Annotated in this window: 13 protein-coding genes; 1 reads left to right on the plus strand and 12 read right to left on the minus strand. The window is 45.1% G+C overall.

Annotated features, from left to right (window positions below; genetic code table 11):
* Positions 1–140 precede the first annotated feature (140 nt).
* The 5 genes from dnaX to BCU07_RS08805 all read right to left on the minus strand — a co-directional run bounded on the left by dnaX (position 141) and on the right by BCU07_RS08805 (position 4,930).
* Entirely contained in the window at positions 141–2,369 is a 2,229-nt protein-coding gene (gene dnaX, locus BCU07_RS08785; protein ID WP_102428822.1) for a DNA polymerase III subunit gamma/tau, read from the minus strand.
* Positions 2,370–2,387: 18 nt separating this feature from the next.
* Positions 2,388–2,933 carry an adenine phosphoribosyltransferase gene (apt, locus tag BCU07_RS08790; protein WP_017062340.1) on the minus strand — a complete coding sequence of 182 codons (546 nt, stop codon included), beginning with the start codon at positions 2,931–2,933 and terminating at the stop codon, positions 2,388–2,390.
* A gap of 161 nt (positions 2,934–3,094) precedes the next feature.
* A complete protein-coding gene (locus tag BCU07_RS08795) occupies positions 3,095–3,466 on the minus strand; it encodes a YbaN family protein (RefSeq protein ID WP_029225617.1) in 372 nt (123 codons plus the stop codon).
* A 74-nt stretch (positions 3,467–3,540) separates the two neighbouring features.
* Positions 3,541–3,678, minus strand: a complete 138-nt coding sequence (locus BCU07_RS08800) for a hypothetical protein (RefSeq protein WP_017067606.1) — start codon at positions 3,676–3,678, stop codon at positions 3,541–3,543.
* Positions 3,679–3,826: 148 nt separating this feature from the next.
* A complete protein-coding gene (locus BCU07_RS08805; RefSeq protein WP_102428821.1) occupies positions 3,827–4,930 on the minus strand; it encodes a response regulator in 1,104 nt (367 codons plus the stop codon).
* 228 nt (positions 4,931–5,158) lie between these two features.
* Here BCU07_RS08805 and BCU07_RS08810 point away from each other — a divergent pair, with 228 nt between their 5' ends.
* Positions 5,159–6,034: a LysR family transcriptional regulator gene (locus BCU07_RS08810; protein ID WP_017062344.1), complete on the plus strand. Its 876-nt coding sequence runs from the start codon at positions 5,159–5,161 to the stop codon at positions 6,032–6,034.
* 100 nt (positions 6,035–6,134) lie between these two features.
* Here the strand turns inward: BCU07_RS08810 and purF are convergent, their stop codons facing one another.
* From purF to BCU07_RS08845, 7 genes are all read right to left on the minus strand, one after another.
* Positions 6,135–7,649: an amidophosphoribosyltransferase gene (gene purF / locus BCU07_RS08815; RefSeq protein ID WP_102428820.1), complete on the minus strand. Its 1,515-nt coding sequence runs from the start codon at positions 7,647–7,649 to the stop codon at positions 6,135–6,137.
* Positions 7,650–7,683: 34 nt separating this feature from the next.
* Positions 7,684–8,175, minus strand: coding sequence for a CvpA family protein (locus BCU07_RS08820; RefSeq protein ID WP_009848678.1), 492 nt, complete (start codon positions 8,173–8,175; stop codon positions 7,684–7,686).
* Positions 8,176–8,236: 61 nt separating this feature from the next.
* Positions 8,237–8,809 carry an SPOR domain-containing protein gene (locus BCU07_RS08825; RefSeq protein WP_017084069.1) on the minus strand — a complete coding sequence of 191 codons (573 nt, stop codon included), beginning with the start codon at positions 8,807–8,809 and terminating at the stop codon, positions 8,237–8,239.
* Positions 8,810–10,072, minus strand: a complete 1,263-nt coding sequence (gene folC / locus BCU07_RS08830) for a bifunctional tetrahydrofolate synthase/dihydrofolate synthase (RefSeq protein ID WP_102428819.1) — start codon at positions 10,070–10,072, stop codon at positions 8,810–8,812.
* Between the two features lie 42 nt (positions 10,073–10,114).
* Positions 10,115–11,041, minus strand: coding sequence for an acetyl-CoA carboxylase, carboxyltransferase subunit beta (gene accD / locus BCU07_RS08835; RefSeq protein WP_017062348.1), 927 nt, complete (start codon positions 11,039–11,041; stop codon positions 10,115–10,117).
* A 176-nt stretch (positions 11,042–11,217) separates the two neighbouring features.
* On the minus strand, positions 11,218–12,012 hold the full coding sequence (truA, locus tag BCU07_RS08840) for a tRNA pseudouridine(38-40) synthase TruA (RefSeq protein ID WP_004734161.1): 795 nt from the start codon (positions 12,010–12,012) through the stop codon (positions 11,218–11,220).
* A gap of 194 nt (positions 12,013–12,206) precedes the next feature.
* Complete coding sequence (locus BCU07_RS08845) at positions 12,207–16,976, minus strand: FimV/HubP family polar landmark protein (protein WP_102428818.1); 4,770 nt, start codon at positions 16,974–16,976, stop codon at positions 12,207–12,209.
* Positions 16,977–17,083 lie beyond the last annotated feature (107 nt).

Here is a 17,083-nt window from a genome sequence, read left to right on the forward strand (position 1 = left end):
TGGTCTAATTGGTTTATTAAAATTAATTAAGCTATACGAGCTTAAATGGGGGTTAAAACAGTGTGATTCAACCCCTCGATGTTCAGTTCTCAGATTTGCTTATCTGGGATGATATGCCGGTCACTAAACAAGAAAACGTTCTAGATAGGACGAACGCTGTCTCTGTCGAGTTCAGCGGCAAAACGTCTTTCAATGAACTGTACGTTGGCATCGTTTTCTAAAGCGGTAAACGCGTCTTTCAACTTACCTTGATACAGTCGTTCTCGTAATTCTAGCGGCGTTTCTCCACCATCACCGACTTCAACACTCAAATGACACTCTTCTCCAAGCACAGTATTGAGAGACTGCAATAGCTCACTCTGCGCACGGTCGGTATTCAAATGAGCTTGGCTCGCTCTTAACGTTAAAGTGATTGATGTGTCGTTTTTAGCAAACACTGAGTTCAATGCTAACTGTTCAACAAGCTTGGCTGTCTCTAGCTTTTGAATCGTGGCGGACCATTCATCTTGAGCAATCGACTCTTGAAGCAATTTGTCGACCATTTCTGGTGTCTTAATATGCTCTAACGCACGCTTGATCTGAGTAGGTGTAAGCTCTTTGCTCACCTCTTTCACTACAGGTTTAGACGGTTTCCAGCGATAAGGTTCATTATCGTTGGTCACATTTTCTGTCGAAGAGGCTGATAAAGAAGCTGGCGACACCCGCTCAGAACCACCGTGTTGCTGAGCAACTCGATCAAGAACTGAAGTTTTAGCTGGTGTCGCTTTAGCCTTTTTTGGCGCCGAGCCTTTGTTTTCTGTTGCCGCACTGCCTCTACGTTGAGAACGTAATTGGTGGCGTAAACCACTCACAGGCGAAGTTGCACGCGCCGGCTGCTCTTGCGGAGCAGAAGGTGCAACGCTTGGCTGTTGAACCGGGCTCTGGTTTTGATAATTCGTTTGTTGCTGCTGAGGTTGCTCTGCACCGTAGCTTGGACGCTCATCATAAGCAGGAGGCGCGTCATACTGGCTATGTGGGTAATCCTGTTCTGGATAACCTTGGTTACCTGAATGATCAGCGTAACCTTGCGAATCTGAATACTGTGCTGGATTCTGCTGCGGAGCCTGTTGCACCGGTTGCTGCTGCATAGCTTGCTGTTGAGGCGCCTGTTGTTGCATCTGAGGCTGTCTCGGAGCTGCCATTGGCGCAGGTTGACTCACTGACTGAGCAACGTTCTGAGCTTGAGCTGCTGGAACTGGCGCTGGGCTTGCCGACTGAGTCGAGATTGCAGTAGCAACCGCTTGTTCAGCAGGTCTAAAGGCCAACATGCGTAAAACTACCATCTCAATACCAACACGAGCAGTTGGCGATAACGGTAAGTCTTCACGACCTTTCAATACGATCTGGTAGTAGAGTTGAATGTCTTGTGGGCTAAGCGCTTTGCTCAGTAGTTCAAGCTTCTCAGCGTCAGGCTGTGCCTTATCTAATGTAGATGGCAAAGCTTGGAACATCGCAAGACGATGCAGTTGAGTCGCAAGCTGATTCAGCAAACCGTCCCACTCAACACCGTTCTCAGCAAGGCTTTGGATACACGCCATCGCTTGTTGCGGCTGCTTACTGCTAATCGCTTCAAGCAAGTGGATAGCTTGGTCGGTATCCAGTGTCCCAAGCATATGAGCAACAGTATCTGTTACGACATTGCCGTTACCTAATGCGATAGCTTGGTCTGTAAGGCTTAGTGCATCACGCATACTGCCATCAGCAGCATGAGCAATCATTCCAAGCGCACGAGACTCAGACGTCACATCTTCTTGTTCAAGAATATGATCGAGCTGCTCGTGAATATTATCAACGCTGATCGGCTTAAGGTGGAACTGCAAACAACGCGACAAGATAGTCACTGGAAGCTTCTGTGGATCCGTTGTTGCGAGCAAGAATTTCACATACTCAGGCGGCTCTTCTAAGGTCTTTAGAAGCGCATTAAAGCTGTGCCTAGAAAGCATGTGGACTTCATCGATTAGGTAAACCTTGAAGCGACCACGTGCAGGCTTGTACTGAACATTGTCCAGAAGCTCGCGGGTATCTTCTACCTTAGTACGTGATGCCGCATCAATCTCAAGTAGGTCAACAAAGCGACCTTCATCGATTTCTTTACAGGTTGCACATTCACCACAAGGTGTTGAGGTAATGCCTGTTTCACAGTTGAGCCCTTTAGCAAACAAACGGCCGATGGTCGTTTTACCGACACCTCGTGTACCGCTGAACAGGTATGCATGGTGCAACCTGTTCTGGCTAAGGGCATTCTCTAATGCTGTTAAAACATGGGCTTGACCAACCACTTCTTTGAATTTGGTTGGTCGCCATTTTCGCGCTAACGCAAGATAGCTCATGAATAATTCCGAAAAGGATTAGTGACCGTCGAATTCGCAGATGCTAAACACTTCTAGACCTAAGCCTTGTAAGCGCTTGTCACCACCGATTTCTGGAAGGTTAATAACAAATGCAGCGTGTTCTACCACACCACCAAGCTGACGAATCAACTTTGTTGTTGCTTCAATCGTACCGCCCGTTGCTAGCAAATCATCAACCATCAACACTTTATCGCCTTCAACGATAGCATCAGTATGGATTTCTAGAGTGTCGGTGCCGTACTCAAGCTCATAAGATTGTGCCACAGTTTGACGAGGCAGCTTGCCCGGCTTACGAACAGGAATGAAGCCAACACCTAGCTCAAGTGCCAAAGGCGCACCAAATAGGAAACCACGAGCTTCAGTACCAACGATCTTAGTAAAGCCCATGTCCTTGTATGTTTCCGCTAGCAGGTCGATAGTCGCTTTGTAAGCTACTGGATCTTCCATCAAGCTTGTTACGTCACGGAACAAAATACCCGCTTTAGGGTAATCAGGAATGCTTTTGATGCTTGCTTTGATCAGAGAGATTTTTTCTGTGTTCATAATCTTATGCACTTCATTAGGCCGCTTTCCAAACTCTCGTTAACGAATCAAACATCAACGCTCGGAATTAAGGAAAGGTACGATTGGTATTCATTGCAACGAGAGTCATAACTCTGATTGCTGAAATAATAAACGCCCGCTATACAAGCAGGCACACTGGCTTAATGGTAGTGATTTTCTTTGCTGTCAGCAACCAACTCATGGGTTGGAAGTCGCATAAACCATGTGAGAAGAATAACAAGTACACAAATTAGGAAAGCCTTGACCCAAATGATAGGGGCAAAGTAGATGGATAACGCAAAACTCAACAAGATAAAGAATACGCCACGCGTTTTAACTTGTTTGGTGACGGCACCGTGTTGATACCAATTGTTCAGCAAAGGACCCAGCGTTTTGTGCTCATGCATCCATTTATGAACTTTCGGATTGCTTCGCATGAAGCATGCGCTGGCAAGAAGGAGAAAAGGAGTGGTTGGCAGAACGGGCAAAACTATCCCTAGAACTGCGAGAAATATACAAAGGCCACCAGCAATATTGAGGCTTAAAACTCGAACGCTAATTGTGGCCTCCTTGAGTTAGCTATCACCAATCGGCGACGACAGCTTAACTAGAATGTTGCGTAACCATTGAATACACGGATCAACGTAAGTGTTGCTGGTAGCAATGGAATCATTAAAAATGCGGCTAAAAATCCTAAAAAGTAGAATACATTAAACGGGTCTTGAAAGTCTTTGTTATCTGCCATGATTGCTTCTTGTTTTTGTTAGTGAAGGTAAGTATCCGGCGAACCAAACCCGCTTTGCTAAATCGACATTTAACAAAAAAGGCATAGCCACACCATTTGCGCAACTATACCTTAATCAATTATTCACAAAAACCGAGGAAATATAGGGTTAATCAGTAGACCCTTGGTGTATGTCTAAACTAAAACTTGCCGCTCCAAGTAGGCTCAACGACAGTTGGCAGCCCTGTTCGATCGGAAGGTCCCGCGTAATAAAGTTCTTCTTGCAGTTCTCACCCAAGCGCTCACCTGCTGCAATATATTGATTCAATTCACCATTCGACCATTGCCCGTCTAGACCCGCAGGCAAAATGGAGATGGTTCCCTCGGCAAGGTCAGCAACACCAAACAAGGCATTCACTGGGGTGGAGCATTTAGAGCAACGAATCCCCTTCTCTAAGATTTCAGCAATATCTTTGAGATCAACATTAAAATCTTTTCTGTTTCTTATGTAATCGTGGAACAGCGCTCTCACTAACAATGTTGTCGCGGAGCCGCCATTATCAGACGACGATGAATCGACGAGGTAAAAAGCAAACTGCCCGTTCATCATCCACGCATAGTCAAACACAAGTGGCATCATCTCTGTTGATTGCAGTAACCGGTAACTGCAACGCCATGAGCCTTGTCGCGTATCTTTCTCTGGAAGCAGCGCATGCAGTAAGTCTTTTGCTGCGCTTGGGTTATCTTGAAGGTAATTCAGGTGCCAATGCAGTTCTTGGTCTTCAGGGATCTCTCCCCCATCATCCACACAGAACCATTGGCTCGAAAAATCTCGTTGGTCTGAAATGTTATCGAACGAATCTGTCAATGTATTCGCAATCGCACTTCCTAGGTGACGGTGATCCTCTAACGGCTTCGCCAAGAAGTCTTTAATACCAAATCGCAAGGCTTTCGCCACGTCAGACATATCATCAGTGCCAGACACAACGATCATAGGCAGTGACGGGTACTCTAAACTGAGCTCTTCCACAAGCTCTATGCCATCAAGTATTGGCATTGATAAGTCACACACAATTAAATCTGGCGTTGAGTCTCTAAGTTTCTGCAAAGCGTCCAGTCCATTTTCAGCCTCAACCACTTTATAACCGACCTTGTCTAGGTACGCGCTGGTTATACGGCGAAAAATAGGATCATCATCAACCAACATCACGCATTTTTGGTTAATTACTTCCTGAGCCGAGGTCATTACTGGCTGACTGTGAGTTTTGTACATAATCTATAACCTCACAAAACTAAGTCGAATTATTATTGTTATCTGTTCTAAGAACTAATATAAAACTTAGTAATAAAATGCTAAATACACAAATTTGCACTCTTTACTGGTAATTCGTGACGAGGGTTGGAATACTTGTAAATAGTGCAACGAGTTGACGTAACGCAAACATTGATCTCACTGTTACGTATAAATTAGATGAGATTGTAAACAAATGTGTCTGGATTTATGAAATTAGATGATTTAAACCTCTTTCGACTCGTCGTTGAAAATGGGAGCTACACCGCAACATCGCGCAAGACTATGATTCCGGTTGCGACCATCACACGACGCATCCAAGCCTTAGAAGATTCTTTGAACCTTAGGCTTCTCAATAGACACGCGCGTAAACTTTCTTTAACAGAGGCAGGCGAACGTTTCTTCAATGAATGCTCTCCGCTGTTGCAACGTCTCTCTTCTACTGCAGAAGAGTTAACTGACGTGTGCAAAGGCGCTTCCGGTAAGATTCGTATTACGGCACCCTCAAACCTGACCAAGCGCATGATGATGCCAATGTTCAGTGAATTCATGATTCAATACCCTGATATCAATATTGAGCTGATGATGAACAACCAAGCGGATCAGCTGGATCCAACGGAGTGGGACGTAATTTTCCGAGTCGGCCCTCAGCGTGATTCAAGCCTAATCGCTCGAAAAATCAGTGAAGTCAAAGATATTCTTATCGCGAGCCCTGAGTACTTAGCGAAGAACCCAGCTCCAAGCCATGCTGAAGAGCTAGCGAACCATTCGCTACTCAAAGGCTACCCGCTGATTAAGTGGCAGCTGAGTAATTCGAATGAAGAGACGGTGGTGAATAGCGAGAAAGGCCGTTTCAACGCCAATGCGCTTAATGTCGTGAGACAAGCGTGCTCAGAAGGCCTAGGTATCACCCTGATGCCTGACGTGATGATTCGTGAATACATTGAAGATGGCAGCTTAGTGCAAGTCTTAGAAGACTGGAGCGCTAACCCTCGTGATATTTACATGCTTTATAACCACAAAGACCATCTACCAGAGAAAGTGAGATTGTTTATTGATTTTGTGATCGCATACCACATTCATTAAGGTCAATCCCCTTCTCTATAAACAAAAAACCAGAGCCGATGCTCTGGTTTTTTATTTTCTGTATCGCTAGCGAAACTCTGTATGACTAACGAAACGCTAGTTAAGCGCCTTCGTTGTGTAACTCTAAGTTAGCAAGATCTTGTTGAATCTCACGCTGAACCTTTGAGTCGTCATTACGCAAAGAGTCTAGGAAATCTAGGTACACTTGGTCGATATCGCCCGTTACATACTCGCCGTTAAATACAGAAGTATCAAAACGAGAGATGTCTTGATTGCCCATGCCCACTGCAGAAATCAGATCTGGTAGCGTTTGGAAAATCAAGGCGTCTGCGCCAATCTGCTTACAAATCGTTTCGTTATCACGACCATGAGCAATCAACTCTGTCGCGCTCGGCATATCAATGCCGTAAACGTTAGGGAAGCGAACCTCTGGAGCAGCTGAAACCATGAAGACCTTATTTGCGCCAGAATCACGAGCCATCTCAATGATCTGCTCTGATGTTGTGCCGCGAACGATAGAATCGTCAACCAGAAGAACGTTCTTACCTTTAAACTCAGAGCGAATTGCGTTGAGCTTACGGCGAACCGACTTCTTACGCTGTTGCTGACCTGGCATGATGAACGTGCGACCAACATAGCGGTTTTTCACGAAACCTTGACGGTATGGCTTATTGATCGCTTGAGCGATTCTTAGCGCAATATCGTTTGATGTTTCAGGGATTGGGATAACCACATCAATGTCTAAGTCTGCGTACTCTTCTTTAATACGCTTACCAAGCATCTCACCCATCTCAACGCGTGCGCTGTAAACCGAGATTTTGTCGATGAATGAATCTGGGCGTGCAAAGTATACAAACTCAAAGATACATGGGTTCAGTTGTGGGTTGTCTGCGCATTGCTTAGTGAAAAGCTCACCGTCGAACGTTGCGTAGATAGCTTCACCTGGCGCTACGTCGCGCATGAAATCGAAACCAACAGCATCGAGTGCTACCGATTCAGACGCAACCATGTACTCTGTTTTACCTTGAACTTCACGCTTACCAAGACACAGTGGACGAATACCATGTGGGTCACGGAATGCGATCATACCGTGGCCGATGATCATCGCAGTTACGGCGTAAGCACCACGAATTGTACGGTGCACGTTTGCCACAGCACGGAAAACATCATCTGAAGTTACGTTACCTTTAACAGTATCGATCTCATGAGCTAATACGTTCAGTAGAACTTCAGAGTCAGAGGTTGTGTTTACATGACGACGGTCTTTTTCGAACAACTTCTCACGAACTTCGTTTGCGTTCGTCAGGTTACCGTTGTGCGCCAACGTAATGCCAAAAGGAGAGTTTACGTAGAAAGGCTGAGCTTCAGACGCACTTGAACTACCCGCAGTAGGATAACGAACATGGCCAATACCAACTTCACCTTGTAGGCGCTGCATGTGTTTTGCTTCAAAAACATCTTTTACTAAACCGTTCGCCTTACGCAGACGGAAACGATTGCTTTCTATGGTACAAATACCAGCGGCATCTTGGCCACGATGCTGCAATACCGTTAAAGCGTCATAAATAGACTGGTTTACAGGTGTTGAACCCACGATTCCAACAATACCACACATGTCCTAATCCTCGATTTTTCGACATTAACTGGCGCTAGAGCGCGCCAGATAAGAAACTAGATGTTGCTTGTAAATGCTCGAAGAACGGCGCAATGATTCGACTAAATTCTGGAACCAATTGCGAATTCTTCCACCACTCAGAACTTGGGAATGCAGTAAACGCATCCATGAAAAACAACACTGCAGAAACAATCAAAACACCACGTAAGCCACCAAAGACGACACCGAGGATTCTGTCTGTACCTGACAGGCCTGTTTTCTGAACTAGTTGACCGATGACATAGTTAACTAAGGCACCAACAACTAACGTCGCAACAAACAATGCTGCTATCGCAGTTCCGTTTCGAAACATCTCATCTTCGATATTGGTGAAGTACATGGCTAATTTAGCGTAGTACTGGCTAGCAATAAAAAATGCTCCAAACCAAATAACGAGTGACAAGGCTTCTTTAGCGAAACCACGAACTAAACTGATCACGGCAGAGAAGCCGATCACGCCTAAAATGACAAAATCTAACCAATTCATGAATTCTTCATCTTAAGTTGGCGCGCATTTTAACAGAAAAAATGCTGACGCAAACGTTTTCTTATGGATTTAACGGTTTAAATTTGAGCAATTGGCCTTTTGAACCCGTAATTTTTTCTAATTCCTTAATTTGTCGCTCAAGTTTGGATTTAGAGACATCCGGGCCAATAATTACTCGCGTAAACGTTTTTTCTTGCTTGGTGTGAGCCTGGTAACCACGCTTTTGCAGATCCTTAACAACGTTTTTTGCGTTGTCAGCATTCTTCAAAGCCATCAATTGAATAATCCAAGCACTGTCTTGGTATTCATTTTTTTCCGGTACTGGCTTAACCACCACTGCCACTTTATCCGCTTCTTTGTTACTGGAAGCCGACGCAGTTTGCTTATCTGAATTATCAACACCACTTTCAACCACTCGCTCAACCGGAGAATCCGGCAGTGCAATCTGATCTTCAACAGGGTCGAGTACTTCAAAAACTTCTACATTACTATCAAGCTCTGGCTTAATCGGAATGCTTGCAAACTCTTCTTTATAGTGGAGCTTCTTACCATCCAGCACATCGGGCAATACAATCACACCAATGGCCACTAAAATGATGGTACCGACTAATCGGCTTTGGAATTTACTTGCCATTTAGTTTCCTTTTTTCTGCCAATGCTCCAATACTTCACCCACAGTATGGAAAGAACCGACCACCAGTACAACATCGTCACCTTTAACAGAAGCTAAAGCCGCTTCAAACGCTGCTACAGGGTTTGAATGCTGCTCTACACCTTGAGGTAGGCTTTGACACAATTCAGCCGCTGTTGCGGCTCGTGGGCCGTTCAGCGAAGCTGGGTACCAATGTGTTGTGATTGGTGCTAATACTTCCAATGTCGCGGGGATATCTTTGTCATGAAGCATGGCGACTACAACGTGTAAATTTTTGCCTGCATACTTCTTCGCGACTTGCTGCGCAAAGTACTCAGCAGAATGCGGGTTGTGCGCCACATCAAGCACAATCACCGGTTGTTCGCTAATTTGCTGCATACGACCTGGAAGCTGCGCATTCTTCATGCCGTTAACCACGTTCACGTCGCTAATACTAAGCTCTGATGTGCCCAATGCCATCAACGCTGTTGCAGCGTTAGGTAACGGCAGGCTTGGAATAGGTAGTGATTCTAGTTGGAATGCACCACTGCGCCAGTTCCACGTATCACCGTCAACATCATAAGTGTATTGAATACCGACTTGGTAGAACTCAGCCTTAATGTCATCAGCGTGCGCTGCAACCGTAGCCGGTGGCTTGGGTTGACCACAGATAGCGGGTTTACCGCTACGATAAATGCCCGCTTTCTCAAAACCAATCACATTGATGTCATCACCTAGCCAGTCAACATGGTCGACAGCCAAACTAGTAATCACAGAAACATCATGCTCAACGATATTGGTCGCGTCTAAACGCCCGCCTAAACCCACTTCTAAAAGCACAACATCAACCGCTTCAGTTTGAAATGCACGTAACGCCGCTAAAGTGCCATATTCGAAAAAACTCAGGCTGATTTCGCCACGCTCTTTCTCAATGAAATCGAAAGACTGAACCATCTTTTCATCAGATAGATCTTGGCCGTTGATACGAACACGTTCGTTATAGCGAATTAAGTGAGGAGAGCTGTAGACACCAACTGAGTAACCAGCGTCCAATAGAATCGCTTCCATCAGTGCACATGTTGAGCCTTTGCCATTGGTTCCGGCAACAGTAATAACATGTTGAGCAGGTTTGGTGAGGTTTGCCTTAGAGGCGACGGCCTGAACTCGGTCTAATCCAAGATCAATAGCGCTTGTGTGGATGTTTGATAAATAATCAAGCCACATCTCCAAAGAGGATGTGGCTTGAGGAATAGGTTGTTGACTCATCTAACTCATAACCATAATTAAGTTGGTTTGTTAGAAGGTACTTTACCCTTTTTCTGGCGCTTCTGGTACTTCATAAGTAGCTTCATTCGGTGAATCGTTCACAGAAACTACTAATGGTGAAGGCTGGTTGGTCATTTTAGCAACAAGGCTTGCAACGCGCTGACGCATCTCACGACGGTCAACAATCATGTCGATAGCACCGTGGTCTAGTAGGAACTCACTGCGTTGGAAACCTTCAGGAAGGTCTTCACGTACCGTTTGTTCGATTACACGACGTCCAGCAAAACCGATCAGTGCTTTTGGTTCACCAATATTGATATCGCCAAGCATTGCCAAACTTGCAGAAACACCACCCATTGTTGGATCAGTCATAACTGAAACAAACGGTAGGCCTTTCGCAGATAAACGCTCAAGCGCAGCACTGGTTTTCGCCATTTGCATTAGAGACATCAATGCCTCTTGCATACGAGCACCACCACTTGCAGAGAAACACACTAAACCACAGTTGTTCTCGATAGCAGCATCTACCGCTTTCACGAAACGAGCACCAACAACAGAACCCATTGAGCCGCCCATGAATGAGAATTCAAAAGCACACGCTACGATAGGTAAACCCAATAGTTCGCCTTTCATTGCAACTAATGCGTCTGTTTCACCACTGTTCTTTTGAGCAGCAGAGATACGTTCTTTGTAACGCTTAGAGTCTTTAAACTTCAGCTTGTCTTGTGGCTCAAGATCAGCACCTAGTTCAACACGCTCACCTTTGTCTAGGAATGTATCCAGACGACGACGTGCTTTCATGCGCATGTGATGGTCACATTTTGGACATACTTCTAGGTTACGCTCTAGTTCAGCATGGTACAGAACCTGCTCACAAGAAGTACATTTCGTCCAAACACCCTCAGGGATAGACGCTTTACGAGATGTTACGATGTTGCTTTTTTCTAAAATCTTTTCAAGCCAACTCATGGAAGACCTTTTTGTTTCGATTCTTCCGCTTGATTGCGAAAGAAATAAATTTGGGAATTATGCGTGGGAATTAAAGCACATAAAACAGCGACTGTAGATAAAAAACTGGTTGTACCTATTTTCTGGGACTATCTTACGCACTAAACCGTAATAATTTTTGAACCTAAGTCTCACATTTAGTTCAAATTATCCGGTAAAAATAGAGGACCAATTGGCTCTCGTGGTAGCTCAAAATGTTCAGGATAATCAACATCCACCAGATACAAACCTTCCGCTTTTGCAGTTGCGCCGGCTACTTTTCGATCTTTAGCTTCTAAAAGCCACTGGATCCACTCTGGTTTCTGCTCACCTTTACCTACGGCAATAAGGCTACCCGTAATATTCCTCACCATGTGGTGAACAAACGCATTCGCTTTAATATCGATCACAATGTAGTGTCCATGACGAGTCACGTTCAAGTGAATCATGTTTCTCCATGGGCTACGAGATTGACAGTGTGTTGCCCTGAACGAAGTGAAGTCATTCTCACCAAGTAAGTACTGACCCGCTTCATGCATTTTTTTCTCATCAAGATGACCATGATAATGGCTCACACCTGAATTCAAAATGCCTGGGCGTAGTGCATGGTTAAAGATAATGTAGCGATAACGGCGGGCAGTAGCCGAGAAACGAGCATGGAAATCCTCATTCACTTCTGTCGCCCAACGAACCGCAATATCTTTTGGCATGTTGGCATTCGCGCCCATTGTCCATGCCACCATTTTACGATCGACATTAGTTTCAAAGTGAACGACTTGTCCCGTACCGTGAACACCGGCATCTGTACGACCTGCGCACATAACTTCTACAGGGTGATTCGCGACAACTGAAAGAGCCTTTTCCAATTCTTCTTGGACACTTTTCACGTCTCGTTGGCGCTGCCAACCAAAGTAGTGGGTACCGTTATATTCAATACCTAAAGCAATTTTCATGTTCTTGTTCTCTTTGAAAATGGGCGAGAATTATATACGGAAATCAGTGCTAGCCCAAATAGGATGGGGCTAAAACTTCAATAAACAATCAGCATCGACCGAGACGATGCTGTTGAAAAACCAAATGAAACGATAGCGCTCTGTATCGCCTTAAAATAAAGGGTAGCCAACGCTACCCTTTCTGATTTGTAAATTTATCGACCGTTTAACGTATCGATAAGATTTTTTGCCTCTCGACGAATATCATCGCTGCCGTCAACGATTGCCTCTTCTAGAAGCTTAATTGCCCCTTGCGAGTCACTCATCTCGATGTAGATTTTGGCCAAATCAAGCTTACCCGCAGCTTCTGCATTGCTGTCGACATCATAATTGCCAATATCACCGATAACATCAGGGAATTCGTTAAGACCCACATCCAGTTTAAGCTCTTCATCGTCTGGATTAATGACTTCTTCACCTTCTTGCTCGACTTGAGCCATTAGCTCATCAATCGTCATGTACTGCTTATCACGACTGTTGCCTGATTCGGTTAGATTGTCTTGTTCAGCCCAATTCTCTTCTTTGATTTTCGGTTCAGCTTGCTGTTCAGCCGATGCCCAAATCTCTTGTTGGTCATCAGGCACATCATTATGCATGCTCGATTGTTGTTCTGGCGCTAGGTTAAAGCCTTTCCAGTCTTCGCCGCCGACTTCAAGCATGGCGTCAATATCTAACCCTGCGCTATCAATCGAAGTTGCGTCCAATGGCTTATCGAACATGTTGTCGACAGAGTCTTGAACATCTTCAGAAAGCAACTCAGCTAATGCTGTCTCATCAAAGTCATCAAAGCCTTCTAGTGGCTCGTCTTGAACCGCTGCAGGCGTTGAGTTTGGCTCTGAAGCCGCGCTCAGTGATTGTTCTGGCTGTGCAAAACCAGCCGGTTCAGAGTCTTCAGCATTCGAGAAATCATCAGCCTGACTATAGCTCTGCGGATTTGAGAACAGATCATGCAACGCATCTTGCTCTTCGCCTTGTGGGCTGAAAGAAGTCAGTGGTGTTGGCTTCTCAGCAAACGCATCAGAGATGGCTTCATCTTCACCATATTCCGGTAAATCAAACTCATCGAACTCTACGCCTTGGGCTTCCGCCACCGGCTCGGCATTGCTTTGCTCAATATCATCTAAAACAGAGTCTGCTTTTGCGCTTTCTTCATCGTACTCCGGAAGATCAAGGTCATCGAACTCGAACTTCTCTGTGTCAGGCGCTAAGTCTTGCTCTAACTGTGCTTCATCTGGTTCACTCACCACTTCCGCTAACGCATCGTCTTCACCAAACTCTGGTAGTTCGAAGTCATCAAGCGAGAATTCTTCTTCGCTTTCTGGTTTCGCAGTTTCAACTTGTGGTGCAGCATCTAACTGAGGCTCAGCGGTAGGTTGCGATTCAACACTTGATTGAGAGTCTATAGCAGGCGTTGCTGGCTCTGTTGTTGATTCAGCATCAGCTTCCGCTAGTGCGTCTTCTTCACTAAACTCTGGTAAGTCGAAATCATCAAACGAAAACTCTTCGTCGTCTTGCGCCTGAGCTATAACTTGGGCTTCAGTTTGAGGCTCAACACTTGGTTGAGCATCAATAGCTGGCGTTACTGGTTCTGGTGTTGATTCAGCATCAGCTTCCGCTAGTGCATCTTCTTCATTAAACTCTGGCAATTCGAAGTCATCAAACGAGAATTCTTCTTCGCCTTCTTGTCCTAGAACTTCAGCTTGTTCTGCTACTTCCGCTTGTGGTGTAGCTTCAACTTTCGGTTCAGCAACAGGTGTCACTAGCTCTGGTGTTACGTCAGTTTCCGCTAATGCTTCTGGTTCAGACACCTCATCTTCAATCAGCCAATCATCGTCTTCTGGCACACCAAATTCATTTGGAATGATCTCTGGCATGTTTGCAGCACGAACTGGCTCTGGCTCTGGCTCTGGCTCTGGCTCTGGCTCTGGCAAGGATTCAACGACATCTTCAAGCTGATCGCTACCTTGGATTTTCGGTTCAAAGTCAAAATCAGAGTCAATGTTCGCTGGCGACTCTACATCGTCGATGGCTTCAGCTAACCAGTCTTCAACCGTTTCTTCTTCATCTTCAGAGATATCGTTCAAAGACGATGGCGAAGCTTGCTCTTGTACGTCGGCTTCTTTCGGCTCTGGTTCTTGTTGTGCGCTTTCTTCTTTAACTCGCTCTTCAAAATCTGGTTTGTCAAAATCAGAATTCTCAGATAACAGCGAGTCGATATCCAGTTCATCATCTTCAACCGATGATGCGGTTTCTTGCGCTGATACTTCGTCGCTGTCTAAAAGAGACGCTTGCTCTGGTTCAACCGTATTGTCAATTGATGGTTCAACAGGCTCTTCTATTGCTGGCAACAAATCATTGTCATCAGAAGTCATTAACTCATCAATCAACGCTTCGTCTGTTGTTTCTAGCGAGTCATCAAGCAAAGCATCCGTTGCCGGTGCGACACCGAACAAATCATCGATAAAACCATCACGATTAAAGGCTTCATCATTATCTGGCTTAACGTCAGCACTTTCTTGGATCAGTTTCGAATCTAACGATTCATCACTAACGGCTTCAGATTGTGGTGTTTCACTAATATCCGACGCTTGCTCAGGCTCAACTTCAGATGTTTCAGAGGTTAACGGAGTATGCTCAACGTCTGCGTTATTTGCAGACTCATCGTTAGCGTTGTCAAAACCAAAGGCTGCGTCTAGCTCTTTATCAAACGCCTTCTCTTCAGATTCAAGCTCGTCTTCAATGCCAGTTGTCAGTAAGTCATCAAACGGGTCTAAAGATTCCGCTTTTGGGGCATCTGCTTCGTCTACTGACAGCCCATCACCTGACAATTCACTATCAAGGAAGTCATCCAATAAGTCGGTACTTTCGGCATCAAGTTCGAAATCATCATCGTCAGAATCACCTATCAGTTCATCCAAGGTTTCCGTGCTGTCTTCTGCGATGTTTAGGTCATCATCGGTCGATAAACCAGAAAGCTCTTCAAGTTCAGATAATGAATCAAAACCTAAAGGCTCACTTTCAGACTCATCACCCGATTCGTCTTCCAACATTTCATCAAGAAGGTCGGTCGAGTTACTTAGATCAACGTCATCCCCAGCCAATTGCTCATCAAGCAGATCAACGCTGTCTTGAGGTTCTTCATCTACGATTGGCTTATCGAACTGAGACAAAATGTTTTCGATATCATCATCAGACGCTAAACCACTGTTTAGGTTAGTGGCAATCTCATCGTCGTTATCGAGGTTGAAAGGGTCATTCGCTTGGTCGTTCTGAGCGGCAACCTGGGCAAAGATGTCATCAATATCATCATTTGCTGTCGGTGACGCAGGCTCAGGGCTCTGTTGTTCAGAGATTAAAGCATCAATGTCAAAATCATCGCTTGCTGGTGTTTCAGTGCTAGAAGGCGAATCACTTTGCTCTTCCGAAATCAGAGCATCAATATCGAAGCTGTCGTCATCTTCGTCATCAAGAGCAAACAGATCATCTAATAAAGATTGGTCTAGCTCGTTGGAACCGAGATCTTCAGTTTCAGACTCTTGAGATAGTAAAGCTTCAATGTCATCAGCAGACATTGCGTTATCATCAGAAAGATCAAAGTCGACATCATCAGTATCGACGGCGCTTTCCGCTGTTTTGTCTAGCGCACGTTCCATCTCTTCAAGGCCAAGCGCTTTCTCTTCGCCATTAACACTAATGCCGTTGCTGCTGTCTAAATCTAGATCGTCGAAGTTGGTGTCTAAATCACCGTTTTCGCCAATGCTAGCAAATGGGTCATCGTCTTCACCATCTAGATTGAAATCGAGATCAGATTCATCTAAACCAGCAAAGACATCATCCTCTTCGGCTAGCGCTTGATCGTCAAACAGCTTGTTGGCGTCATCTTCCGTACCAAACAAGTCATCATCTAAAGACAGCTCGTTAAGGTCGTCCATCTCGTCGCCCAATGTAATAGGTGCAACGGTACTTGGTTCTGGCTGGAGCGGTTGTTCTTGAGTCGTCTGCTGTTGCTCATCATTTTTAGAACGACGGCCTAACAGCATCACAACGATCAAACCAATGAGCAGACCTGGAATAATCGCAAGAGCCGCCACTAACCAACCATTCGATAACAGTTCGTCCATGACACTTGGTGCCATCTTTTCAATTTCGGCGTTCTTTCTGCGCTCTTCATCAAGCAGCTTTTCCACTTCGCTACGAATGCGGTCTTCATCACTGAGCTCTGTTTTTAGCTCATCCACTTCCGATTGAACATTCGATAACATCAAACGAAGTTGGTGATTTTTCTCTTCAAGTGACAGCAGTTCAGTTTCTGAAAGCTCTAGCTGCTTCTCTAACTTGTTCATCTCTTGGGTTGGTGCAGATTGAGCTAGAGATGATTGAGTTGGAGACAATGGCTTTTTAGCAGTTTCAGTAGTGCTTACTTGCTTAGCAGGAGTAACATTTTTTGCATCAGAACTCGGCGCTTTGGGTTTTGAAGCGACAGGCTTACTTGCAGGAGCATCAAGCTTAGCAAGATGTGAGTTCATGATGTTGATAGCTTGCTGCGTCGAGCTTGCACGTGCTTGCTCTAAAGAAGGCACGCGTAGATTGCTCGCAGGCAGCAGGCTATGGATATTCTGGTTTTCAAACGCTTGTGGGTTTAAGCGATAAATAGCCAACAGAGTTTGTTGGACTGAAACGGAGTTATCAGGGCGTAACTTTGAGGCAATAGACCACAATGTTTCTGAGCCGCGAGTTGGACCATAGAAACGTGAAGGCTCAGCGCTATTTGATTGCGCTCTTTGAAGTGGTTCTGAAAACGTAGGCGCTGATTGTATCTGGCCATTAGGCCCTACAACTCGAATGGAATCTGCACGAACAACGGAAATCTGAGTCGCAATGATAAAGGCAAAAGGCATTAACCACGGCTTGAAAATTTGAAACATAAAAGGCTCAGCTAGGTGCTTAAATTCGGAAAAGTGATGATCTATTAAATATATCGGATAAATGACGTAAAACTATAGAGATGAAAACAAAAAATGTGTTGCAGCAA

Source organism: Vibrio sp. 10N.261.54.E10, assembly GCF_002877735.2.
GTDB classification, from domain to species: Bacteria; Pseudomonadota; Gammaproteobacteria; order Enterobacterales; family Vibrionaceae; genus Vibrio; species Vibrio crassostreae_C.